We start from the raw sequence: 25,749 nt of genomic DNA, 5'->3' as shown, positions 1-25,749 counted from the left end.
TAGGAGAACAATATGAGCTATGCATTCCCAGGCACCTTTCCTGGTCGCCGTATGCGCCGTGTGCGCCGTCATGATTTCAGTCGTCGCCTGGTTGCTGAAAATCAGCTGACAGTTAATGATCTGATCTATCCGGTGTTTGTCATGGAGGGATCTAACCAGCAACAGGCCGTTTCATCTATGCCGGGCGTCTCGCGTATGACGATCGATCTGTTGGTGAAAGAAGCTGAGGCAATTGCCAGGCTGGGTGTCCCGGTCATATCGTTATTTCCTGTCATTGAGTCCGGTGCCAAATCACTGCTCGCGGAAGAGGCTTATAACCCGAATGGCCTGGTACAACGCACGGTGCGCGCGCTTAAAGACGCAGTACCAGAATTAGGTATTCTTACCGATGTCGCTCTCGATCCCTACACAACCCATGGTCAAGATGGTGTGATTGATGCTGATGGCTATGTCATTAATGATATTACGAAAGAGATTTTAGTCCGTCAGGCATTGTCACACGCTGAAGCTGGCGCTGAGATTATTGCTCCGAGCGATATGATGGATGGCCGTATCGGTGCTATTCGCGATCAGTTGGAACTACAAGGTTTGGTAAATACACAAATCATGGCGTATTCAGCAAAGTATGCCTCTTGTTACTATGGCCCATTCCGCGATGCAATTGGCTCCAGCAGTAATTTGAAAGGCGGCGATAAAAAAAACTATCAAATGGACCCGGCTAATAGTGATGAAGCTTTGCAAGAGATAGCTCAGGATCTGCAGGAAGGGGCGGATATGGTGATGGTGAAACCTGGAATGCCCTATCTGGATGTGGTGCGTCGGGTGAAAGAGACTTTCGGCGTGCCGACCTTTGCCTATCAAGTCTCGGGTGAATATGCCATGCACATGGCTGCAATTCAGAATGGTTGGCTGCAAGAAAAGCCCACTGTGATGGAGTCACTATTATGCTTTAAACGTGCGGGTGCAGATGGGGTATTAACCTATTTCGCGAAGCAGGTAGCACAATGGCTACATGACGACCAAATGCAGCGTTAATATCTCTGGTATGACTCATTTGGTATAAATTAAGAAGGTAGGTACAAATGTGCCTACCTGGAATATGGTTTGTATTATGCTAAACAGCAATATTATTGCTTTTCGAACTGGCGATTTTCCAGACTCTGTATCACTTGGCTATTTAGCATATTCAGCAACAGCATTGACCGCGCTTCACCATCAGGTTCAGTATAAATCGCCTGTAATCCGGCAAAAACACCCTCAGTAATCGTCACAATATCACCAGGAAGAGGTACTTCTGGCGCAATGATTTTGTCCGTTGTATGGGACTGCATCTCGGTAATAACGATGTCTGGTATTACCGCAGGTTGTGCACCAAAACGGACAAAGTGGCTTACACCGCGAGTTGCACTGATAGTCGTGGTATGAATATCCTCTGCATCGAACGCCACAAACAGATAGTTGGGGAATAAAGGCTCCGTCACCTCAGTACGCTTCCCGCGAACTATTTTTTCGATAATCACTAACGGTGTCCAACAGTTCACTGCTTGCCGCTCTAAATGCTCTTTGGCACGCAAAAGTTGACCACGTTTACAATATAATAAATGCCAATGTTTCATAATGTCACATGCCTTTGTGATCCTATCTGGCAGCATAGCAAAAGTGGGAGAATATATATAGTGAGGAAGAAATCATCACTTTGGATATATAGTTTGTTATACAAAGGTTTAATCTATCTTATATCGATATAATGATGCTTATATTGGTGATAATTAGTAGCACCTTGCCGTCGGCTATTTTTTGAGTCAGGTGGTGCTCATTTTTAACAAAAAGACAGCAACTACTATAAAGACAGCCTATAATGGCGCATCACCTAGCCGCCGAAATGATCAGCATGAAATACCGTGACTTACGTGACTTCCTCTCGTTGCTGGAACAGAGGGGCGAACTTAAACGTATTAGCCAGCCTATTGACCCCTATTTGGAAATGACAGAAATTGCCGATCGCACCTTGCGTGCCGGTGGGCCTGCCCTGCTTTTTGAGAATCCGAAGGGATATGACATGCCCGTGCTGTGCAACCTGTTTGGTACGGCCAAACGCGTGGCAATGGGGATGGGGCAAGAGGATGTCAGTGCACTGCGAGATGTAGGCAAGCTGTTAGCTTTCCTGAAAGAACCTGATCCACCGAAAGGTTTTCGTGATCTATTCGATAAGCTGCCGAAATTTAAGCAGGTATTGAATATGCCAACGAAATGCTTAAGCTCGGCCCCGTGTCAGGAGCAAATCTGGCAGGGTGATGATGTCGATCTAAGCCGAATTCCTGTTATGCACTGCTGGCCAGAAGATGCTGCACCTCTCGTGTCTTGGGGGCTGACTGTCACTCGAGGCCCGCATAAAGAGCGCCAGAATCTGGGCATCTATCGCCAACAAGTGCTGGGCAAAAACAAATTAATTATGCGTTGGTTATCCCACCGTGGTGGTGCTTTGGATTACCAGGAGTGGTGCGAAGCACATCCCGGTGAACGCTTCCCCGTTGCTGTTGCTCTGGGGGCAGATCCTGCGACTATTTTGGCCGCAGTCACGCCAGTTCCTGACACTCTGTCTGAATATGCTTTTGCCGGTCTATTACGCGGGCATAAAACGGAAGTTGTGAAGTGTATTTCCAACTCACTTGAAGTTCCGGCAAGTGCAGAAATTGTATTGGAAGGATATATTGAGCAGGGTGATATGGCTCCGGAAGGTCCTTATGGCGATCACACCGGTTATTATAATGAAATAGACAGTTTCCCTGTCTTTACCGTCACACATATTACTCAGCGTAAAGACGCGATTTATCATTCAACCTATACTGGCCGCCCGCCGGATGAACCTGCGGTGATGGGGGTTGCGCTGAATGAGGTGTTTGTTCCTATTTTGCAAAAACAGTTCCCAGAAATTGTTGATTTCTATCTGCCGCCAGAAGGATGCTCATACCGACTGGCGGTAGTGACTATCAAGAAACAGTATGCAGGCCATGCTAAACGCGTGATGATGGGCGTATGGTCATTTTTACGCCAGTTTATGTATACAAAATTTGTTATTGTTTGTGATGATGATATTAATGCACGTGATTGGAATGATGTCATTTGGGCGATTACGACTCGAATGGACCCATCCCGCGATACGGTGTTGATTGAAAATACACCAATAGACTATTTGGATTTCGCCTCACCGGTTTCCGGTTTAGGATCGAAAATGGGGCTGGATGCCACCAACAAATGGCCAGCTGAGACCCCGCGTGAATGGGGGCGTCCAATTAAAATGAATGAAGACGTCCGTGCTCGCGTTGATGCTATTTGGGACGAACTCGCCATTTTCAGTGACAATGAGACCAAACGCTAACCGGCGTTAGATTTTGTCCTTAGTTTTGCATTTGATGACCCGACAGAGGGAAGGCATGACAACTTTAAGCTGTAAAGTAACCTCCGTAGAGGCCATTACCGATACGGTGTACCGGGTGCAATTGGTGCCTGCATCTGCGTTTTCTTTCCGTGCTGGGCAGTATTTGATGGTAGTCATGGACGAGCGTGATAAACGACCATTTTCTATGGCATCCACGCCGTTGCAGCAAGATTTCATTGAGTTGCATATCGGTGCTTCGGAACTGAATCTGTATGCCATGGCCGTGATGGACCGGATTTTAAAAGAGAAAACCTTGGATGTGGATATCCCGCATGGTGAAGCATGGTTCCGCGAGGGGAGTCACCGTCCGTTAGTGCTGATTGCTGGCGGCACCGGTTTTTCCTATGCGCGTTCAATTTTGTTGGCCGCGTTAGCAGAGCAGCCTGATCGTGAAGTGTCTATCTATTGGGGTGGGCGCGAAGCTGTGCATCTCTATGACCTAAGTGAACTGGAAGCGCTATCAATTCAGTACCCACAGTTGAAAGTTATTCCTGTCGTGGAGCAGCCGGAAGAGGGCTGGCGTGGTCGAACCGGAACAGTACTGAGTGCGGTCCTGCAAGATTACGGCTCTCTTGCTGAGCAAGATATCTATATCGCCGGCCGTTTTGAGATGGCGAAGATTGCTCGTGAGCGTTTCTGTGCTGAACGTGGTGCGCAGGAAGCCCATATCTTTGGTGATGCGTTTGCCTTTATCTGAGTAAAAAACAGTTAAAAAAACCCGCCCCTGACAGGCGGGAAAACGGCAACTAAACACCAGGTAGAGCGGTTATTAGGGCCTGTATTCAGGCCCTTAATGTTTTTCAGATAAATATGTTCGGAAGTTAAACGCGCTCAAAGATGGTCGCGATGCCCTGGCCTAAGCCGATGCACATGGTGGCCAGACCGAATTGCACGTCACGGCGCTCCATCAGATTGATCAACGTGGTAGAAATACGCGCCCCTGAGCAACCCAATGGGTGGCCTAATGCAATGGCTCCACCATTGAGGTTCACTTTGTCATCTATACTCTCCAGCAAACCCAACCCCTTCAGACAAGCCAGCGATTGAGCGGCAAATGCTTCATTTAATTCAAATAATCCAATATCTTCCAACTTTAGCCCGGCACGTTTTAATGCCAGTTGGCTTGCAGGTACTGGGCCATAACCCATAATGGATGGATCACAACCCACCACCGCCATTGAGCGAATACGTGCGCGCGGCGTTAAACCTAATGATTTTGCTCGGGATTCGCTCATAATCAGCATGGCAGATGCGCCATCGGAAAGTGCTGATGAGGTACCAGCCGTCACTGTGCCATTTACCGGATCAAAGGCAGGGCGCAGAGCAGCCAGACCTGCCAGATGGGTTTCAGGGCGAATAACTTCATCAAAATCAAAACGTTTCAATATGCCATCGGCATCATGCCCATTGGTGGCGACAATCTCATTGGCGAAATGGCCAGCTTGAGTTGCGGCATAGGCACGTTGATGAGAGCGGACGGCAAACTCATCTTGTGATTGGCGGCTAATATTGTGAATTTTTGCCAGCATTTCTGCGGTCAAACCCATCATACCGGCAGCTTTCGCGACAGTACGCCCCATACCCGGATGGAAATCCACGCCGTGATTCATAGGGACGTGGCCCATATGTTCCACGCCACCAATCAAACTCACTTGTGCATCACCCACCATGATAGCCCTGGCACCATCATGCAACGCTTGCATTGATGAACCACACAGGCGGTTAACGGTGACTGCCGGTACGCTGTGCGGGATCTCTGCCAGCAAAGAGGCATTGCGGGCGATGTTGAAACCCTGCTCCAGCGTTTGCTGTACACAACCCCAATAGATATCGTCGATCTCTGCGGCATTCAGCCCTGGATTGCGGCTCAGCACTTCTCGCATTAAGTGAGCGGAGAGATCTTCAGCCCGCACTTGGCGAAATGCGCCCCCTTTCGAGCGGCCCATTGGCGTGCGGACGGCATCAATAATGACTACATTTTCCATGTTTTCAGACCTCATGCCGGTTGATTGGTAGAAACATCAAGCAGCGCTGCTGCCACAGGATAATAGCTTTCGTTATGTTCAGCTTTGGCTCTCAGCCCCGCAGGGACGTGATACAACGCGCCAAGATGGGCGTAACGCTGGGCCATTTCGACATAATTGGCGCTACCGAGGGTATCGAGATAACGGAAGATACCTCCGTGGAATGGCGGGAAACCAAGGCCATAAACCAACGCGATATCCCCTTCGGCCGGGCTGGCAATAATGCCCTCTTCCAGACAGCGCACCACTTCATTGATCATTGGGATCATGGTGCGGGCGATAATATCCTCATCGCTGAATTTCTGTGCAGGCTGACTGATGGCTGCCAACAAGGTATCCACCTGCTCGTCATTTTCTTTACGCGGTTTGCCCTTTGCATCCTGCGTATAACGGTAGAAACCTTGGCCGTTCTTCTGACCAAAACGCTTGTTATCGAACATTACGTCCACTGCATCGCGATAATCTTTATTCATCCGATCAGGGAAACCTACCGCCATCACGGCTTGCGCATGGTGCGCGGTATCAATGCCCACCACATCTAACAGATAAGCCGGACCCATCGGCCAGCCGAACTGTTTTTCCATCACTTTATCAATCTGGCGGAAGTCGCCGCCGTCTCTGACTAACATGCCAAACCCAGCCAAATACGGGAACAATACGCGGTTAACGAAGAAACCTGGGCAATCATTAACCACAATTGGGGTTTTACCCATTTGCGTGGCATATGCCACTACGGCAGCGATAGTTTTATCTGAGGTTTTCGCACCACGAATAATTTCAACTAACGGCATCCGATGAACTGGGTTAAAGAAGTGCATACCGCAGAAGTTTTCTGGGCGCTGAAGGGATTTCGCCAATTGATCGATCGGGATCGTAGAGGTGTTAGAGGCTAAAACAGCCTCTTCGCCGATCAGCGCTTCAAGCTCAGCAAGAACGGCGGCTTTAATTTTTGGATTCTCCACCACCGCTTCCACGATGAGTTGGGCGCGTTCAATGCCGGTGTAATCCAAGGTTGGCTGGATGGTCGCCAAAATATTCGCCATTTTCAGGCCATCGATTTTGCTGCGTTCCAGCTGTTTGTTCAGTAGCTTAGCCGCCTCATTCATCCCAATGGTCAGGGATTTGTCATTAATATCCTTCATAATGACTGGCACACCTTTCAATGCCGACTGATAGGCAATTCCGCCGCCCATAATCCCGGCACCTAATACTGCGGCCTGTTTTGGCGCATCGACACCTTTAGACAGTTTTTTCGCCTGTCCTTTAACATATTGATCGTTTAGGAAAATACCGACCAAAGCACGGGCTTCGTTGGAACCTGCCAATGGCACAAAACTATTGGTTTCCAGCTTTAGCGCTTCGGTGCGGCCAAATTTTGCCGCAGCTTCGATGGTTTTTACCGCGGTCAGTGGGGCTGGATAGTGTTTCCCAGCCACTTGCATAACCATACCTTTGGCAATGGTGAAGCACATAGCGGCTTCCGTTGGGTTCAGTTTCAGCGGTTCCAGTTTCGGGCGGCGCGCGGCTTGCCAGTCGAGCTTGCCATCAATAGCCTGCTTCAGCATGACCAACGCAGCTTCCGTCAGTTTTTCGGCGGCGACAACTGCATCAACCAGCCCAACTTTTAAGGCCTCTTTGGCAATAATATCTTTGCCAGCGGCGATGATTTCCAGTGCACTGTCCGCACCTAATAAGCGAGGTAAACGCACCGAACCGCCAAAGCCGGGCATGATACCCAGCTTGGTTTCTGGCAGGCCAATTCGGGTTTCCGGCGAGGCAACACGGAAATCTGTAGCGAGAATACATTCACATCCGCCACCCAATGCGTATCCATTGATCGCAGAAATGGTCGGCACCGGTAAGTCTTCCAAACGATTGAAAATATCATTTGCGAAAACCAGCCATTGGTGCAGTTTTTCTGGTGGGGCATTAAATAGAGACAGAAACTCGGTGATATCAGCACCGACAATAAAGGCCGCTTTAGCAGAGCGAAGCAGCAACCCTTTGAGTTCGCTTTGTTTTTCCAATACAGCCAGGGCTTCACCCAAATTGGCTACGGTTTTGGTATCCAGCTTATTAACTGAACCCGGTGCATCAAACACCAACTCGGCAATGCCGTTTTCTAGCCAGTGAAGCTGTAATGTTTCGCTTTGGTAGAGCATATCTATCTCCTGAATAAGCGCATGTGATCTGGTATGACCAGATATTCAGGAAGTGTGGATATTTTGTTAATGAATTGCAAATGAGAGATTGATTTTTTGCAGTGAAGATCACAGTCAATCGGATGGGATAACTGATTTTCATCAATTTTATTCGAGGTGTATCGAGGGGCGGAAAAACGAGCTTATTGCCTGCTTGCGAGCGGGCTACCACGTCAGTTATTTTGGATATCGTTGTTATCACGTCATGGAATGAGTGTCGGCGAAACATGGCCTCGGTGACTATGATAAGATTAAAAAATTAAGTTCTAATAGCGAAGGGTACTGTGATGGAAACGCTGGCTTCTTTATATAACGAACATTTATCCACCCTACAACAGCGCACCCGTGATGTGCTGGAGCGTCATCAGCTAGATGCTTTACTGATTCATTCTGGTGAATTGCAACGAATTTTCCTCGATGATCGTGACTATCCTTTTAAAGCCAATGCACAGTTCAAAGCTTGGGTGCCTGTTACTCAAGTACCAAACTGTTGGTTATGGGTCGATGGGGTAAATACACCGAAGTTATGGTTTTACTCGCCAGTAGATTATTGGCACTGTGTCGAGCCATTGCCGGACAGCTTCTGGACGAAGGCCATTGATATCCAGCCGTTAACCAATGCGGATGACATCGCGCAGCAATTACCTGTGCAGCGTGAACGCGTGGCCTACATTGGCTATGCCCAACAACGCGCTCAGGCATTGGGATTCAGTGCCGAAAATATCAATCCACAACCCGTACTGGATTACCTTCATTTCTACCGTTCGTATAAAACGGATTATGAACTGGCGTGTATGCGTGAAGCGCAAAAGACCGCAGTTGTTGGACATCGTGCAGCCCATGAAGCCTTCCAGTCGGGTATGAGTGAGTTTGATATCAACCTGGCGTATCTGATGGCGACGGGTCATCGTGATACTGATGTACCTTACGATAATATCGTTGCGCTGAATGAACACTCGGCAGTACTTCACTACACCACGTTACAACATCAGCCTCCGGCAGAAATGCGTAGCTTCCTCATGGATGCGGGTGCTGAATATAACGGTTATGCTGCCGACCTGACCCGCACTTATGCCGCAGACAGTGACAGCGATTTTGCAGCATTAATCAAAGACCTGAATACCGAACAGCTCGAGCTGATCAAAACCATTAAAAGTGGTGAACGCTACACCGACTATCATGTTCAAATGCATCGGCGCATTGCCAAGCTGTTGCGCACTCATAATCTAGTCACGGGTATTAGTGAAGAGGCGATGGTCGAACAAGGCATTACCTGCCCATTCCTGCCACACGGCTTGGGGCATCCTCTTGGATTGCAAGTGCATGATACTGCTGGATTTATGCAGGATGATAAAGGCACCCACCTCAGTGCGCCATCCAAGTATCCTTACCTGCGTTGTACCCGTATTCTGCAACCCCGCATGGTACTGACCATCGAACCTGGTCTGTACTTTATCGAGTCACTGTTGGCACCGTGGCGTACCGGGGAGTTCAGTAAGCATTTCAATTGGGAACGTATTGATGCGCTGAAGCCTTATGGTGGTATACGTATAGAAGACAATATTGTTATTCACGATAAGCGGGTTGAGAATATGACGCGTGATCTGAAATTAGCCTGATGCAACCTTATCTGATACCTGCCGCGTCGGTATCAATCAGCGAAGAGATCAAAAAAAGTCGTTTTATCACCTTACTGGCGCATACCTGTGGGGTGAATGAAGCGAAAGATTTCATTCAGCAGGTTAAACAGCAGCACCCAACCGCCCGGCATCATTGCTGGGCTTTTGTTGCGGGCACGCCGACGGATTCACAGCAATTAGGTTTTTCCGATGATGGTGAGCCATCGGGTACTGCGGGTAAACCTATTCTAGCCCAGTTGATGGGCAGTGATATTGGCGAGATAACCGCGGTGGTTGTCCGCTATTATGGCGGCATCAAACTGGGAACTGGCGGGTTGGTAAGGGCTTACGGCAGCGGCGTACAACAGGCGTTAAAACAGATTGAAGTAAAATATAAAGTCCCACAGGTAGAATATACTTTACAGTGTGACTACGCGCAGCTTGCCATGGTTGAAACGCTATTACAGCAGGTTGAAGGCCAGACTTTACGGAGTGAATACGCGAACTCGTAACACTTCATCTCTCTTTGCCAGCAACTCAAGCCAGTCAGGTCGGGGATAAATTGCGTGATCTCAGTCGTGGTACGTTGCAATTGACGCCCATTTCGCAATAATCCCCATCCAAGTGAATTGCTAAGGAACGTGCCGGAATGCATTTTCGTGCCATAACCCGTATTGTTGGTCTGCTGGTCATCTTATTCTCCGGAACTATGTTTATCCCCGGACTAGTAGCCTTGATCTATCGTGATGGTGCTGGCCGAGCCTTCAGCGAAACCTTTTTTGTTGCCCTATCGATAGGTCTTTTGCTCTGGTTACCTAACCGAAAACAGAAACATGAGCTCAAGCCCCGTGAGGGCTTTCTTATCGTGGTACTTTTCTGGACGGTGCTGGGCAGCGTGGGGGCATTACCTTTCCTATTCTCAGAACGGCCAAATCTTTCACTCACCGATGCATTTTTTGAATCATTCTCTGGGCTAACGACCACCGGTGCGACCACCTTGGTGGGATTGGATTCACTGCCCAAAGCCATTCTATTCTATCGGCAAATGCTGCAATGGCTCGGTGGTATGGGGATCATTGTGTTGGCGGTGGCTATCCTGCCTATTTTGGGGGTGGGGGGAATGCAGCTCTACCGTGCAGAAATGCCCGGTCCGCTGAAAGATAATAAAATGCGGCCCCGAATCGCTGAAACAGCTAAAACACTCTGGCTCATCTATGTATTACTGACCATTGCCTGTGCGCTTTCTCTATGGGGTGCGGGGATGTCAGTGTTTGATGCCATCTCTCACAGCTTCTCTACTATAGCCATTGGTGGCTTCTCAACCCATGATGCCAGTATCGGCTATTTCAACAGCCCCACCATTAACACCATCATTGGCATTTTCTTGCTGATTTCTGGTTGTAACTTTGGTCTGCACTTTGCGGTTCTGAGTGGCCGCAGCTTGAAGGTTTATTGGCGCGATCCCGAATTCCGTATGTTTATCTTTGTACAATTGACTCTGGTTATCGTTTGTACCTTGGTACTCTGGCAACATAATGTGTACAAGTCGGGGATGGAAACCTTAAATCAGGCATTCTTCCAGGTGGTCTCCATGGCGACAACGGCGGGCTTCACGACCGACAGTATTTCTAAGTGGCCGCTGTTCCTCCCAATACTCTTATTATGTTCTGCTTTTATCGGTGGATGTGCAGGGTCGACTGGTGGCGGTTTGAAAGTTATCCGCATCCTGTTGCTCTACCTGCAAGGTTCGCGTGAACTAAAAAGGCTGGTTCACCCGAATGCGGTTTATACCATCAAACTGGGGCGGCGGGCATTGCCGGAACGGATACTGGAAGCGGTTTGGGGCTTCTTCTCAGCTTATGCACTGGTTTTCATCATCAGTATGTTAGCGATCATCGCCACTGGTGTTGATGAGTTCTCAGCCTTCGCCGCCGTCACTGCAACGCTAAATAACCTCGGGCCAGGCTTGGGAGTGGTCGCTGATAACTTCACCTCTATGAACCCGGCAGCTAAATGGATATTAGTGATAACTATGCTGTTTGGCCGATTGGAAGTCTTCACCTTGCTGGTTCTTTTCACCCCAACATTCTGGCGAGAGTAATTTTGCATAAGGAATATTGCTATGAACATACTGATACTCTTCTCTAGCCGAGATGGCCAAACACATGCAATCGCTTCTTATATAGCTAAGCAATTATCGGCAACGGCGACCTGTGAAATACAAGACCTATCTCAGGTTGGACAAATCGACTTAAACCAATATCAACAAGTCATGATTGGCGCATCTGTGCGTTATGGGCATTTCAGTCCGGTATTGAGTAAATTCGTTAGCAAACACGTCGAACAGTTAAATCAAATGCCGAGTGCCTTCTTTGCGGTAAATCTGACTGCACGTAAGCCAGAAAAGCGTTCTCCACAAACGAATGCTTACGTGCGTAAGTTCTTACTGAGTACACCTTGGCAGCCCACGCTATGTACAGTATTTGCGGGTGCTCTGCGTTATCCCCGTTATCGCTGGATAGATCGGGTGATGATTCAACTGATTATGCGAATGACAGGCGGAGAAACCGATACGAGTAAAGAAGTTGAATATACCGATTGGCAACAAGTAAGCAGTTTTACTCAGGATTTCTCGGCACTACAGTACGAAAAATAGCAATACCGCTGGTTATCACAGCAAATCGTTGAAATAAAACACGGTTGAAAAGTTTTTTCAAATTAGGGGTTGCAGCCTGTCAGGAACTCCCTATAATGCGCCTCCACTGACCGGGAACAACGAAACAAACTTCGCCGGGTCAGGAAGAGAAAAGAACGCGTTTGAGTTCGAAAGAAATCAAATAACACCTTGACTCTTCAGCGGGAAAGCGTATTATCTGCCTCCCGCGTTACCGTAAGATTCGCTGAAAAGCCAACGGGTAACGAACGCTCTTTAACAATTTATCAGACAATCTGTGTGGGCACTCGCAAGACGATATCGAAGCCTGTTTCGGCAGGCAGAAGCAATATCAAAGTCTTGAAGAGTGACCAAAGCAGTACACATTTGAACTTCGGTTCGAATGCATATTTGCAGAAAGTAATCTTTGAGCATCGCTACTTCGGTAGCAAATCAAACAAATCTTAAATTGAAGAGTTTGATCATGGCTCAGATTGAACGCTGGCGGCAGGCCTAACACATGCAAGTCGAGCGGCAGCGGGAAGTAGTTTACTACTTCGCCGGCGAGCGGCGGACGGGTGAGTAATGTCTGGGGATCTGCCTGATGGAGGGGGATAACTACTGGAAACGGTAGCTAATACCGCATGACCTCGTAAGAGCAAAGTGGGGGACCTTCGGGCCTCACGCCATCGGATGAACCCAGATGGGATTAGCTAGTAGGTGGGGTAATGGCTCACCTAGGCGACGATCCCTAGCTGGTCTGAGAGGATGACCAGCCACACTGGAACTGAGACACGGTCCAGACTCCTACGGGAGGCAGCAGTGGGGAATATTGCACAATGGGCGCAAGCCTGATGCAGCCATGCCGCGTGTGTGAAGAAGGCCTTCGGGTTGTAAAGCACTTTCAGCGAGGAGGAAGGCAGTCGTGTTAATAGCACGATTGATTGACGTTACTCGCAGAAGAAGCACCGGCTAACTCCGTGCCAGCAGCCGCGGTAATACGGAGGGTGCAAGCGTTAATCGGAATTACTGGGCGTAAAGCGCACGCAGGCGGTTTGTTAAGTCAGATGTGAAATCCCCGCGCTTAACGTGGGAACTGCATTTGAAACTGGCAAGCTAGAGTCTTGTAGAGGGGGGTAGAATTCCAGGTGTAGCGGTGAAATGCGTAGAGATCTGGAGGAATACCGGTGGCGAAGGCGGCCCCCTGGACAAAGACTGACGCTCAGGTGCGAAAGCGTGGGGAGCAAACAGGATTAGATACCCTGGTAGTCCACGCTGTAAACGATGTCGACTTGGAGGTTGTGCCCTTGAGGCGTGGCTTCCGGAGCTAACGCGTTAAGTCGACCGCCTGGGGAGTACGGCCGCAAGGTTAAAACTCAAATGAATTGACGGGGGCCCGCACAAGCGGTGGAGCATGTGGTTTAATTCGATGCAACGCGAAGAACCTTACCTACTCTTGACATCCACAGAACTTAGCAGAGATGCTTCGGTGCCTTCGGGAACTGTGAGACAGGTGCTGCATGGCTGTCGTCAGCTCGTGTTGTGAAATGTTGGGTTAAGTCCCGCAACGAGCGCAACCCTTATCCTTTGTTGCCAGCACGTAATGGTGGGAACTCAAGGGAGACTGCCGGTGACAAACCGGAGGAAGGTGGGGATGACGTCAAGTCATCATGGCCCTTACGAGTAGGGCTACACACGTGCTACAATGGCAGATACAAAGTGAAGCGAACTCGCGAGAGCAAGCGGACCACATAAAGTCTGTCGTAGTCCGGATTGGAGTCTGCAACTCGACTCCATGAAGTCGGAATCGCTAGTAATCGTAGATCAGAATGCTACGGTGAATACGTTCCCGGGCCTTGTACACACCGCCCGTCACACCATGGGAGTGGGTTGCAAAAGAAGTAGGTAGCTTAACCTTCGGGAGGGCGCTTACCACTTTGTGATTCATGACTGGGGTGAAGTCGTAACAAGGTAACCGTAGGGGAACCTGCGGTTGGATCACCTCCTTACCTCACGATACGCATTGCGCAGTGTCCACACAGATTGTCTGATAGAAAGTAACGAGCAAATAAGGCCGGGCTGAGAGATTAGCCGGGCTTTAGTACCTTGTTGGGTCTGTAGCTCAGGTGGTTAGAGCGCACCCCTGATAAGGGTGAGGTCGGTGGTTCAAGTCCACTCAGACCCACCAACTCACCATTCCCTGTTGAGTTGCAGCAATAAGGTGATTTGCTTTTTATATGGGGCTATAGCTCAGCTGGGAGAGCGCCTGCCTTGCACGCAGGAGGTCAGCGGTTCGATCCCGCTTAGCTCCACCATATAAAAAACTATTTCAAAACGTACTGCGGTCGCAAGACACAGTGTGTTGTGAAATATTGCTCTTTAACAATCTGGAACAAGCTGAAAATTGAAACAATACAGCTGAAACTTATCTCTCCGTAGAGTGACTGAGATAAAGAGTAGCCTGTATTAGAGTCTCTCAAATAATCGCAACGCAAAGGGTCTGCAAAGACACCTTCGGGTTGTGAGGTTAAGCGACTAAGCGTACACGGTGGATGCCTAGGCAGTCAGAGGCGATGAAGGGCGTGCTAATCTGCGAAAAGCGTCGGTAAGCTGATATGAAGCGTTACAACCGACGATACCCGAATGGGGAAACCCAGTGCAATTCGTTGCACTATTGCATGGTGAATACATAGCCATGCAAGGCGAACCGGGGGAACTGAAACATCTAAGTACCCCGAGGAAAAGAAATCAACCGAGATTCCCCCAGTAGCGGCGAGCGAACGGGGAAGAGCCCAGAGTCTGAATCAGTTTATGTGTTAGTGGAAGCGTCTGGAAAGTCGCACGGTACAGGGTGATAGTCCCGTACACAAAAATGCATATTCTGTGAACTCGATGAGTAGGGCGGGACACGTGACATCCTGTCTGAATATGGGGGGACCATCCTCCAAGGCTAAATACTCCTGACTGACCGATAGTGAACCAGTACCGTGAGGGAAAGGCGAAAAGAACCCCGGCGAGGGGAGTGAAATAGAACCTGAAACCGTGTACGTACAAGCAGTGGGAGCACCTTCGTGGTGTGACTGCGTACCTTTTGTATAATGGGTCAGCGACTTATATTTTGTAGCAAGGTTAACCGAATAGGGGAGCCGTAGGGAAACCGAGTCTTAACTGGGCGTCTAGTTGCAAGGTATAGACCCGAAACCCGGTGATCTAGCCATGGGCAGGTTGAAGGTTGGGTAACACTAACTGGAGGACCGAACCGACTAATGTTGAAAAATTAGCGGATGACTTGTGGCTGGGGGTGAAAGGCCAATCAAACCGGGAGATAGCTGGTTCTCCCCGAAAGCTATTTAGGTAGCGCCTCGTGAACTCATCTTCGGGGGTAGAGCACTGTTTCGGCTAGGGGGTCATCCCGACTTACCAAACCGATGCAAACTCCGAATACCGAAGAATGTTATCACGGGAGACACACGGCGGGTGCTAACGTCCGTCGTGAAGAGGGAAACAACCCAGACCGCCAGCTAAGGTCCCAAAGTCATGGTTAAGTGGGAAACGATGTGGGAAGGCACAGACAGCCAGGATGTTGGCTTAGAAGCAGCCATCATTTAAAGAAAGCGTAATAGCTCACTGGTCGAGTCGGCCTGCGCGGAAGATGTAACGGGGCTAAACCATGCACCGAAGCTGCGGCAGCGACACTTAGGTGTTGTTGGGTAGGGGAGCGTTCTGTAAGCCGTTGAAGGTGACCTGTGAGGGTTGCTGGAGGTATCAGAAGTGCGAATGCTGACATAAGTAACGATAATGCGGGTGAAAAACCCGCACGCCGGAAGACCAAGGGTTCCTGTCCAACGTTAATCGGGGCAGGGTGAGTCGACCCCTAAGGCGAGGCTGAAAAGCGTAGTCGATGGGAAACAGGTTAATATTCCTGTACTTGGTGTTACTGCGAAGGGGGGACGGAGAAGGCTAGGCTAGCCGGGCGACGGTTGTCCCGGTTTAAGCATGTAGGCGGAGTGACCAGGTAAATCCGGTTGCTTATCAACGCTGAGGTGTGATGACGAGCCACTACGGTGGTGAAGTAGTTGATGCCAAGCTTCCAGGAAAAGCCTCTAAGCATCAGGTAACATTAAATCGTACCCCAAACCGACACAGGTGGTCAGGTAGAGAATACTCAGGCGCTTGAGAGAACTCGGGTGAAGGAACTAGGCAAAATGGTGCCGTAACTTCGGGAGAAGGCACGCTGGCGCTAGGTGAAGAGACTTGCTCTCGGAGCTGAAGCCAGTCGCAGATACCAGCTGGCTGCAACTGTTTAATAAAAACACAGCACTGTGCAAACACGAAAGTGGACGTATACGGTGTGACGCCTGCCCGGTGCTGGAAGGTTAATTGATGGGGTCAGCCGCAAGGCGAAGCTCTTGATCGAAGCCCCAGTAAACGGCGGCCGTAACTATAACGGTCCTAAGGTAGCGAAATTCCTTGTCGGGTAAGTTCCGACCTGCACGAATGGCGTAATGATGGCCAGGCTGTCTCCACCCGAGACTCAGTGAAATTGAACTCGCTGTGAAGATGCAGTGTACCCGCGGCAAGACGGAAAGACCCCGTGAACCTTTACTATAGCTTGACACTGAACATTGAGCCTTGATGTGTAGGATAGGTGGGAGGCATTGAAGTGTGGACGCCAGTCTGCATGGAGCCAACCTTGAAATACCACCCTTTAATGTTTGATGTTCTAACTCGGCCCCATAATCTGGGGTGAGGACAGTGTCTGGTGGGTAGTTTGACTGGGGCGGTCTCCTCCCAAAGAGTAACGGAGGAGCACGAAGGTTAGCTAATCACGGTCGGACATCGTGAGGTTAGTGCAAAGGCATAAGCTAGCTTGACTGCGAGAGTGACGGCTCGAGCAGGTACGAAAGTAGGTCTTAGTGATCCGGTGGTTCTGAATGGAAGGGCCATCGCTCAACGGATAAAAGGTACTCCGGGGATAACAGGCTGATACCGCCCAAGAGTTCATATCGACGGCGGTGTTTGGCACCTCGATGTCGGCTCATCACATCCTGGGGCTGAAGTAGGTCCCAAGGGTATGGCTGTTCGCCATTTAAAGTGGTACGCGAGCTGGGTTTAGAACGTCGTGAGACAGTTCGGTCCCTATCTGCCGTGGGCGTTGGAAGATTGAGAGGGGCTGCTCCTAGTACGAGAGGACCGGAGTGGACGAATCACTGGTGTTCGGGTTGTCATGCCAATGGCATTGCCCGGTAGCTAAATTCGGAAGAGATAACCGCTGAAAGCATCTAAGCGGGAAACTTGCCTCGAGATGAGTCTTCCCTGGGGCTTTAAGCCCCCTGAAGGAACGTTAAAGACTATGACGTTGATAGGCTGGGTGTGTAAGTGCAGCGATGCATTGAGCTAACCAGTACTAATGATCCGTGAGGCTTAACCTTACAACACCAAAGGTGTTTTGGTGGTTTGAGAGAGAGATTTTCAGCGAAGTTCCGAGATTGGACTGACTGGCTGCACGATATATTATTGTGAAGCGGGTGAGTTAAAACAGAATTTGCCTGGCGGCCATAGCGCGGTGGTCCCACCTGATCCCATGCCGAACTCAGAAGTGAAACGCCGTAGCGCCGATGGTAGTGTGGGGTCTCCCCATGCGAGAGTAGGACACTGCCAGGCATCAAATCAAGCCGAAACCCCATGCCAAAAGCGTGGGGTTTTTGCTATGTGTAAAAAGACAAAAACCTGCCAGACTGCTGACAAACCTCGATGACTCGATCGATAACAGTGGGGATGGGCAGAAGAGTAAAGCGTCCGCGCCATCAGGGATGTTTTTACGGCGTCTTTACGATCTGACCGTTCTCTCCGCTCAGGCGACTTTGTCAATAACCTCCTGCCACTGATGAGTGGCTTTTTTTGCTTATGGTTTTTAACTGAGTGCGACTTGAGCAAATTGCGAATGCAGTTTGAACAGCGCCTGTGCTGGCCGCGGAGGGGTGAGGCTGATCCTAAAGTTGAGACGAATATTATCTACCCCGAATTAATCTTTTTTAGTTTTCTCCCATTTCTATCGTTCCCGCCACAGAAAATAGCCTTTATTTCTTTAAAATCATTCAATCTTAAATTGGAATGATGTTTTGATTGTGAGGTTTGAATGAATGCAGGTCTCTTCGTACGCACTCTCGCACTATCTGCGATGCTTGCTGTTACAGCTGTGCAGGCAAGTTCAGTGACACATCAAAAAGAAGCCATTACCGAAAATAATCTTCCGGTCTTTTACCCGCAGTTAAAAAAACAGATGACATACCAAAGCTCATGGCTTGCTGGGAAATATACAGATTTCGCGCTATGGAAAAGTGATACGCGAAAAATCTTCCGGCAAGCATTGCTTACCCCTGACTCAACAATTGCGTTCGCCGCAGAGAGGATAGATCAGCAAGATCGTGGGAGTTATGTCGCTGAAAAAATAGTATTTAATATCACTGACGAAAGTCGTGTGCAGGGATTGCTATTAACCCCTAAACGGCAAGGCCCTCATCCGGCGATTGTTCTTTTGCATGATCACGGCTCTAAGTTTGATATTGGTAAAGAGAAAATGATCCGCCCTTGGGGGGATAGCGCACAACTGGCCTCGGCGCAGGCGTGGTCAGATAAATTCTTTAGCGGCAAGTTTATCGGCGATGAGTTGGCAAAACGTGGCTATGTGGTGCTCTCTATTGATGCTATTGGCTGGGGTGATAGAGGCCCTATGAGCTATGAGCAGCAGCAGGCTTTAGCCAGCAATTTCTTTAATCTCGGCCGCTCATTAGCTGGCAATATGGCTTATGAAGATATGCGGACTGTTGATTTTCTGGCGACACTCCCGTCAGTTGATCGCCAACGTATTGGGGCGCTCGGTTTTTCTATGGGAGCATACCGTGCATGGCAACTGGCGGCACTGTCAGATAAGGTGGCCGCAACCGCAGCTGTATCCTGGTTTGGCAACTATCAAGGTCTGATGACGCCGAGCAATAATGTGCTGCGCGGGCAGTCAGCTTTCTACATGCTTCATCCCGGTATCGCCAATAAGTTGGATTTCCCTGATATTGCAAGTTTAGCTGCGCCAAAGCCGATGCTACTTTTTAATGGTGGCAAAGATAAATTATTCCCGTCAGCGGCAGTCGAGCAGGCCTACAGCAAAGTGCATGCCATCTGGCGTTCGCAAAATGCGGAGTCGCGGCTGGTCACTCGCAGTTGGCCGGATCTCGGACATGTATTTTATCAAGAGCAGCAAGACGTGGTTTTTCCGTGGTTAGATCGTTGGTTAAAACCATAAAAAAAGGCCCCGAGGGGCCCAGAGTGCTGACAAACCCCCGATGACGCGATCTGGAACGGAGAGGGCGGGTAGAAGAGTAAAGCGTCCGCGCCAGGGATGGAGCGGCTCGAGCCTCCAGGGAAGGATTTACGGCGTCTTTACGATCTAGCTGTTCTCTCCACAACCGGCACTTTGTCAATAACCTTAGGCCCCGAGGGGCCTTGTCGCGATAAAACTTTATCAGTGAGAGCTACTTTGTGATGCGCCCAAGCCCGTTTGTGAGCGGACAAACTGAGCTTTGAAGCGCAGGCGCTCTTGCTGACCTGCTTCTGAAGTATCGGTGATGGAGAAGAACCAGATGCCGACGAACGCCACTATCATTGAGAACAGTGCAGGGTATTCATACGGATAGATTGGTTTTGCATGTCCCAGAATCGTTACCCAGATGGTGGGGCCTAAAATCATCAGAATAACCGCCGTCAATAACCCCAACCAGCCGCCAATCATCGCACCACGGGTGGTCAGTTTTTCCCAATACATCGAGATGAAGATAATGGGGAAGTTACAGCTGGCTGCAATGGAGAATGCCAAACCTACCATGAAGGCAATGTTCTGTTTTTCAAACAGAATCCCCAAACCAATAGCCACGAATCCTAACACCACGACCGTAATTTTTGAGACTTTCAGCTCATCGCGCTCATTCGCTTTACCATTCTTAATCACACTAGCGTAAAGGTCATGGGAGACCGCCGATGCACCCGCTAATGTCAGGCCGGCGACGACGGCGAGAATGGTTGCAAAGGCAACCGCTGAGATAAATCCTAAGAAGAAGCTACCACCAACGGCATCAGCCAGATGGACTGCCGCCATATTGTTACCACCCAGCAGTGCGCCTGCTGCATCTTTAAATGCGGGATTCGGGCCAACTAATAGAATCGCGCCAAACCCAATAATGAAGGTCAAGATGTAGAAGTAGCCGATAAAACCAGTGGCGTAGAACACACTTTTACGTGCCTCTTTCGCATCACTTACCGTAAAGAAGCGCATCAGAATGTGGGGTAAACCCGCAGTACCAAACATCAATGCCAGACCAAGAGATAGTGCTGATATGGGGTCAGAGACCAACCCGCCTGGGCTCATGATTGCCAGGCCTTTAGGGTGAACTTTGACAGCCTCGCTAAATAGCGTATTGAAGTTAAAATTAACGGATTTCATGACCATTAGGGCCATAAATGATGCACCGGCCAGCAACATGACCGCCTTAATAATCTGCACCCATGTGGTTGCCAACATGCCACCAAACAGTACATACAGCACCATCAAGATACCGACCAGCACCACAGCGACGTAGTAGTTCAAGCCAAATAACAGCTGGATCAATTTACCTGCACCCACCATTTGGGCTATCAGATACAGGGCAACGACCACTAATGAACCACAGGCGGATAAGGTTCGAATGGGCTTTTGCTTCAATCGATAGGAAGCCACATCGGCAAAGGTATAGCGCCCCAGATTACGCAGACGTTCCGCGATTAAAAACAGAATGATCGGCCAGCCGATTAAGAACCCGATGGAGTAAATTAAGCCATCGTAGCCGGAGGTATAAACCAGTGCAGAAATGCCGAGGAAGGATGCTGCCGACATAAAATCACCGGCGATCGCCAGGCCATTTTGGAAGCCGGTAATCCGCCCGCCTGCGGTGTAATAATCCTGTCGGGAGCGAGTCCGTTTTGACGCCCAGTAGGTGATATACAGTGTTGCGCCGACAAACAGAAGGAACATCACGATCGCCTGGATGTTTAGCGGTTGGCGATGAACTTCGCCAGTTATTGCATCTGCCTGTGACAGCGCAGGCAGAGCCAGTAAGGAAAGTGCAGACCAATGGCGGATCTTCATTGCTTCACCTCGCGAAGAATTTCTGCCGTCAGACGGTCAAACTCGCCATTAGCACGAATTACGTAAATACCGGTAAGAACAAAAGAAATAACAATCAGCCCCACACCAACGGGAATACCGCGAGTAATGCTGGAACCGTCGTAGAGCGGGGTGCCGAGCCATTGTGGTTCGAAAGCAATAAGGAAAATGAAGCCGACATACAGCGCCAAAGTAATCAGCGACAGTAGCCAGGCAAAGCGACCACGCTTTTGCACCAACTCTTTGAAACGCGGGTTATTTTCAATCTCTTGATAAATGCTGTCATTCATCAGAGTTTCTCCTTTGAGGCATTAATTAAGGTTGCCGCCCGCAGGCGGCACAATTTACGACGGTGTTTGCATTGATTGTTTTTCTTCCAGTAATTTGTCCACAACACCCGGATCGGCCAGCGTAGAGGTATCCCCTAAGTTGCTGGTATCCCCCGCCGCAATTTTACGCAGAATTCGACGCATAATTTTGCCTGAGCGGGTTTTTGGCAGCGAATCGGTCCAGTGCAGAATATCTGGTGTGGCGATCGGGCCAATCTCTTTGCGCACCCAGTTACGAACCTCGGTATAGAGCTCTGGTGTTGGCTCTTCACCATGATTCAATGTGATGTAGGCGTAGATAGCCTGCCCTTTAATGCTGTGCGGAACCCCAACAACCGCTGCTTCGGCAATTTTGGGGTGAGCGACTAAGGCTGATTCAATCTCGGCAGTACCTAAGCGGTGGCCTGAAACGTTCAACACATCATCGACTCGGCCGGTTATCCAGTAGTAGCCATCTTCGTCACGGCGGGCGCCATCACCACTGAAATACATGCCTTTAAAGGTGGAGAAGTAGGTTTGTTCGAAACGATCATGATCGCCAAACAGTGTTCTGGCCTGACCCGGCCAAGAGTCAGTAATGACCAGATTACCTTCTGCCGACCCCTCCAGCGGATTGCCCAGATTGTCGACAATCGCGGGTTGTACGCCAAAGAATGGGCGAGTCGCAGAACCGGCTTTCAACTCAGTCGCTCCCGGTAGCGGGGTTATCATGAAGCCGCCGGTTTCCGTTTGCCACCAGGTGTCGACAATCGGACATTTGCTATTGCCGATCTTGTTGTAGTACCACTCCCAAGCTTCTGGGTTGATGGGTTCACCTACCGAACCCATGATGCGCAATGAATCGCGCTTGGTTCCTTCGATGGCCTTATCACCCTCGGCCATTAGGGCGCGGATCGCGGTTGGGGCGGTATACAGAATATTAACCTGATGTTTATCGATAACCTGACCCAAGCGATTGACGCCCGGATAGTTCGGCACACCTTCAAACATCAGTGTAATTGCACCGCAAGCCAGTGGGCCGTAGAGCAGATAACTGTGGCCGGTAACCCAGCCGACGTCGGCGGTACACCAGTAGATATCGCCGGGGTGGTAATCGAAAACATACTTAAAGGTCAGCGCGGCATAGACCAGATAGCCGCCAGTGGTATGTAACACCCCTTTCGGTTTGCCCGTGGAGCCGGAGGTATAAAGGATAAACAGCGGGTCTTCCGCATTCATCTCCTCTGCTGGGCAGTCGGCGGAGGCCTCTTTAATCAGGTCATGCCACCACAAGTCGCGCCCATCTTGCCAATAGCTGGCATTACCGGTGCGCTGGAATACGACCACATTTTTGATACTGGTGATAGCTGGGTTTTTCAGCGCCTCATCGACATTTTTTTTCAGTGGAATTGCGCGACCAGCACGGATGCCCTCGTCGGCAGTAATCACCAATTTTGAGTTAGAGTCGATGATGCGGCCTGCAACAGCATCTGGTGAGAATCCACCAAAAATAACAGAGTGAACCGCACCAATACGTGCGCAAGCCAGCATGGCAACAGCGGCTTCTGGCACCATAGGCATATAGATAGCAACCACATCACCTTTTTTGATACCCAGTTTTTTCAGCACATTGGCAAACTGGCAGACATCATGATGAAGTTGCTTATAGGTGACGGTTTTTGACTGGTTAGGGTCATCACCCTCCCAGATAATCGCGGTTTGATCGCCACGTTCAGCTAAATGGCGGTCAAGGCAGTTGGCGGCAAGATTCAGCGTACCATCTTCGAACCAGCGGATGCTCACATGGCCGGGATCAAAGGAGGTATTTTTTACTGTGGTATACGGCTTAATCCAATCAATAATCTTGCCATGTTCACCCCAGAATTGATCCGGGTTCTGCACTGATTGTTGATAGTATTGATGATATTGTTCTGGGCTTATCAGGGCATGCGCTGCAATTGCAGTTGGAATAGGGTGTTTATGTATTTGGCTCATAATAGTTCTCCTTGAGATTGTTAATAATATGTCAATCAAAGGTTAATTATAGTGCGAAGGAACGTTTTGTTTCTTTTTTGGGCGACAGATCACGCATAAAGGATGTTGATTTAGAGACTTACTTAACGTGCTGCGTGGTGAATCGATATCTTAATGATAGGAGAAGGAATTTGAGGCCATGCAATAAAGGAAAGAAATGTGCTAATCAGCTCATTTTTGCTGTGAAAGGGAGATATTTAAGCGCATGTATCATCTCGAGCACTAACGTAGTGTGATTAATGCAATTCAATGCAACTGGTTAACCAAAAAACAGAAATTAAATTTACAATAGCAGTATCATACTATTTTAATATCGGATGGTAATTAAAGTGAGATATATATTCCAGAGAGAGATATAGGCATTAAAATAAATAAGTGAATAGCATAGGTATGCATTTTTATATTTTCCTATTTTAGATCAATTTCAGTCTATGCTTTGAAAAAAAACTGGGATCTAGTTGTAGAATATCTAAAATGAGCGGAAACTTGTGGTAGTTGAATTTAACATGAAAGAAACACAATGCATCAAAAAATAGAACATGAATAGGATTTTTCTTGTTATTTAATTTAGTTTGTTTTTTATACTGATGCACCAAGCTATTATTTGCTATCAAGCTATTTTACTTTTTTAATAACAATTATTTACTGCATTTTTGCCGTTTTTTGTGCTGATATTATATCTCGACGCGATGTCGGCTTGGTGTAAACAAGGCTTGCAGAAGCGTGCCCAAAAATGATACTGATTTATAACGTGGACGGCTGGCGGGAGGTCGTACCATAAGCTCCATCAACTATAGCCCCGTATTTAATGATTAAGTATTCCATTTGAAATGCTTGGTAACTTGCATTTCATGGCATGCTTTGAGGGATTTTTAGGGTATGAAAAGTGTAAAAATAGGTCTGGCCTGGCAAATACTCATTGCGTTGGTATTAGGTATTTTGGTTGGTGCGATTCTACATAATCAAATTGAATCCAGAGAGTGGTTAGTTAGTAACGTTTTAAGTCCGGCGGGCGATATATTTATCCGCTTAATTAAAATGATTGTTGTCCCCATTGTTATTTCAACCCTGATCGTAGGGATTGCCGGTGTGGGTGATGCAAAGAAACTCGGGCGCATTGGCCTGAAAACCATCATCTATTTTGAAGTTATTACGACTGTCGCTATTATTGTCGGGATCACCTTAGCGAATGTGTTCCAGCCGGGGCATGGCATTGATATGTCGGCACTGACAGTAGTGGATATCTCTCAGTACGAAAAAACCACGGAACAAGTACAAAGTGGTAGTCACAGTCTGGTGAGCACTATTTTGTCGCTGATCCCAGCGAACGTCTTTGCTTCCATGGCGAAAGGCGATATGTTGCCGATTATTTTCTTCTCAGTATTGTTTGGTTTAGGGCTATCTTCATTACCAAAAGAGACCAAAGAACCACTGTTGAATGTTTTTAAAGCTGTTTCAGAAAGCATGTTCAAAGTCACACACATGATAATGCGCTATGCGCCTATCGGGGTATTTGGCTTGATCTCGGTGACTGTAGCCAATTTTGGTTTTGCCTCACTCATTCCTCTTGCCAAGTTGGTTATTCTGGTTTACGCCGCCATTCTCTTCTTTGCTTTAGTGGTACTGGGCACCGTGGCAAGATTGTGTAAATTGCGTATTTGGACCTTAATTCGCATTCTTAAAGATGAGCTGATTCTAGCCTATTCTACCGCCAGCTCTGAAACCGTGTTGCCGCGAATTATTGAGAAAATGGAAGCCTATGGCGCACCTAAATCCATCACCAGTTTTGTGGTGCCGACAGGTTATTCATTTAACCTCGATGGTTCTACGCTATACCAAAGTATTGCCGCCATCTTTATTGCCCAGTTATATGGTATTGAACTCTCCATCGGGCAAGAAATTATTTTGGTACTGACCTTAATGGTGACGTCAAAAGGCATTGCCGGTGTCCCTGGCGTATCTTTTGTTGTCTTACTGGCAACATTAGGCAGCGTGGGGATCCCATTGGAAGGTTTGGCCTTTATTGCCGGTGTGGACCGTATTTTGGATATGGCTCGAACGGCGCTGAACGTGGTGGGTAATGCGTTAGCGGTACTGGTTATTGCCAAGTGGGAACACCAGTTTGACCATAAGAAAGCCAAGGCATATGAAAAAGCGCTATTTGCACCGAAGCAGACACCTGTTAGCCAAGGTTAATATCAGGCGTGCATCAGTTAACGAATCATTGATTCATTAAGTTTCGCACGATGCTGCTCGGCAACGAACCCCCCTATCAGAG

14 protein-coding genes, 2 tRNA genes, 3 rRNA genes and 1 pseudogene are annotated in these 25,749 nt (G+C 48.7%); 14 read left to right on the top strand and 6 right to left on the bottom strand.

Annotated features, from left to right (window positions below):
* The first annotated feature begins 12 nt into the window (after positions 1-12).
* Entirely contained in the window at positions 13-1,035 is a 1,023-nt protein-coding gene (hemB, locus tag FFE93_RS19715; protein ID WP_005274752.1) for a porphobilinogen synthase, read from the top strand.
* 92 nt (positions 1,036-1,127) lie between these two features.
* On the opposite strand, the gene rfaH is transcribed toward hemB, so the two are convergent.
* The gene (gene rfaH / locus FFE93_RS19710; RefSeq protein WP_005274751.1) at positions 1,128-1,616 is read right to left on the bottom strand and encodes a transcription/translation regulatory transformer protein RfaH; all 489 of its coding nucleotides are present in this window, start codon (positions 1,614-1,616) and stop codon (positions 1,128-1,130) included.
* A 266-nt stretch (positions 1,617-1,882) separates the two neighbouring features.
* Here rfaH and ubiD point away from each other — a divergent pair, with 266 nt between their 5' ends.
* Complete coding sequence (ubiD, locus tag FFE93_RS19705) at positions 1,883-3,379, top strand: 4-hydroxy-3-polyprenylbenzoate decarboxylase (RefSeq protein WP_138776037.1); 1,497 nt, start codon at positions 1,883-1,885, stop codon at positions 3,377-3,379.
* A gap of 55 nt (positions 3,380-3,434) precedes the next feature.
* Positions 3,435-4,136: an NAD(P)H-flavin reductase gene (gene fre, locus FFE93_RS19700; RefSeq protein WP_032814905.1), complete on the top strand. Its 702-nt coding sequence runs from the start codon at positions 3,435-3,437 to the stop codon at positions 4,134-4,136.
* Positions 4,137-4,260: 124 nt separating this feature from the next.
* Here fre and fadA read toward each other — a convergent pair whose 3' ends face one another.
* A complete protein-coding gene (gene fadA / locus FFE93_RS19695) occupies positions 4,261-5,424 on the bottom strand; it encodes an acetyl-CoA C-acyltransferase FadA (RefSeq protein WP_005274743.1) in 1,164 nt (387 codons plus the stop codon).
* Positions 5,425-5,435: 11 nt separating this feature from the next.
* Positions 5,436-7,625: a fatty acid oxidation complex subunit alpha FadB gene (gene fadB / locus FFE93_RS19690; protein WP_054873005.1), complete on the bottom strand. Its 2,190-nt coding sequence runs from the start codon at positions 7,623-7,625 to the stop codon at positions 5,436-5,438.
* Positions 7,626-7,951: 326 nt separating this feature from the next.
* Here fadB and pepQ point away from each other — a divergent pair, with 326 nt between their 5' ends.
* From pepQ to FFE93_RS19635, 10 genes and pseudogenes are all read left to right on the top strand, one after another.
* The gene (gene pepQ / locus FFE93_RS19685) at positions 7,952-9,283 is read left to right on the top strand and encodes a Xaa-Pro dipeptidase (protein WP_057648640.1); all 1,332 of its coding nucleotides are present in this window, start codon (positions 7,952-7,954) and stop codon (positions 9,281-9,283) included.
* A pseudogene (locus FFE93_RS19680) lies at positions 9,283-9,896 on the top strand (IMPACT family protein). The gene pepQ and the pseudogene FFE93_RS19680 overlap by 1 nt, the downstream one beginning before the upstream one ends.
* Before the next feature lie 36 nt (positions 9,897-9,932).
* Positions 9,933-11,384: a Trk system potassium transporter TrkH gene (trkH, locus tag FFE93_RS19675; RefSeq protein ID WP_005274737.1), complete on the top strand. Its 1,452-nt coding sequence runs from the start codon at positions 9,933-9,935 to the stop codon at positions 11,382-11,384.
* Between the two features lie 21 nt (positions 11,385-11,405).
* The gene (gene hemG / locus FFE93_RS19670) at positions 11,406-11,939 is read left to right on the top strand and encodes a menaquinone-dependent protoporphyrinogen IX dehydrogenase (protein WP_005274735.1); all 534 of its coding nucleotides are present in this window, start codon (positions 11,406-11,408) and stop codon (positions 11,937-11,939) included.
* A gap of 463 nt (positions 11,940-12,402) precedes the next feature.
* Positions 12,403-13,945, top strand: a 16S ribosomal RNA gene (locus FFE93_RS19660).
* Between the two features lie 102 nt (positions 13,946-14,047).
* Positions 14,048-14,124: transfer RNA gene (locus FFE93_RS19655), tRNA-Ile, on the top strand.
* A gap of 51 nt (positions 14,125-14,175) precedes the next feature.
* Positions 14,176-14,251: transfer RNA gene (locus FFE93_RS19650), tRNA-Ala, on the top strand.
* A gap of 210 nt (positions 14,252-14,461) precedes the next feature.
* A 23S ribosomal RNA gene (locus tag FFE93_RS19645) occupies positions 14,462-17,368 on the top strand.
* 116 nt (positions 17,369-17,484) lie between these two features.
* Positions 17,485-17,600, top strand: a 5S ribosomal RNA gene (gene rrf / locus FFE93_RS19640).
* The 16S, 23S and 5S rRNA genes sit together here with 2 tRNA genes alongside, the layout of an rRNA operon.
* Before the next feature lie 619 nt (positions 17,601-18,219).
* Positions 18,220-19,236, top strand: coding sequence for a dienelactone hydrolase family protein (locus FFE93_RS19635; RefSeq protein WP_172678492.1), 1,017 nt, complete (start codon positions 18,220-18,222; stop codon positions 19,234-19,236).
* Between the two features lie 219 nt (positions 19,237-19,455).
* Here FFE93_RS19635 and actP read toward each other — a convergent pair whose 3' ends face one another.
* The 3 genes from actP to acs are packed head-to-tail and all read right to left on the bottom strand — an operon-like array spanning position 19,456 to position 23,432.
* Positions 19,456-21,111 carry a cation/acetate symporter ActP gene (gene actP, locus FFE93_RS19630; RefSeq protein WP_032898690.1) on the bottom strand — a complete coding sequence of 552 codons (1,656 nt, stop codon included), beginning with the start codon at positions 21,109-21,111 and terminating at the stop codon, positions 19,456-19,458.
* Positions 21,108-21,419, bottom strand: coding sequence for a DUF485 domain-containing protein (locus tag FFE93_RS19625; RefSeq protein WP_049602899.1), 312 nt, complete (start codon positions 21,417-21,419; stop codon positions 21,108-21,110). The genes actP and FFE93_RS19625 overlap by 4 nt, the downstream gene beginning before the upstream one ends.
* 54 nt (positions 21,420-21,473) lie before the next feature.
* The gene (gene acs / locus FFE93_RS19620) at positions 21,474-23,432 is read right to left on the bottom strand and encodes an acetate--CoA ligase (protein WP_049602900.1); all 1,959 of its coding nucleotides are present in this window, start codon (positions 23,430-23,432) and stop codon (positions 21,474-21,476) included.
* Positions 23,433-24,350: 918 nt separating this feature from the next.
* On the opposite strand from acs, the gene gltP reads away from it, so the two are divergent.
* Positions 24,351-25,667: a glutamate/aspartate:proton symporter GltP gene (gene gltP / locus FFE93_RS19615; RefSeq protein ID WP_004874053.1), complete on the top strand. Its 1,317-nt coding sequence runs from the start codon at positions 24,351-24,353 to the stop codon at positions 25,665-25,667.
* The last annotated feature ends 82 nt before the right edge of the window (positions 25,668-25,749 follow it).

Origin of the sequence: Yersinia sp. KBS0713, assembly GCF_005937895.2 — a bacterium.
Taxonomy (GTDB): domain Bacteria; phylum Pseudomonadota; class Gammaproteobacteria; order Enterobacterales; family Enterobacteriaceae; genus Yersinia; species Yersinia bercovieri.
Note: the sequence above shows the minus strand (reverse complement) of the source record. Positions and strands in the feature narration are given on the sequence as shown.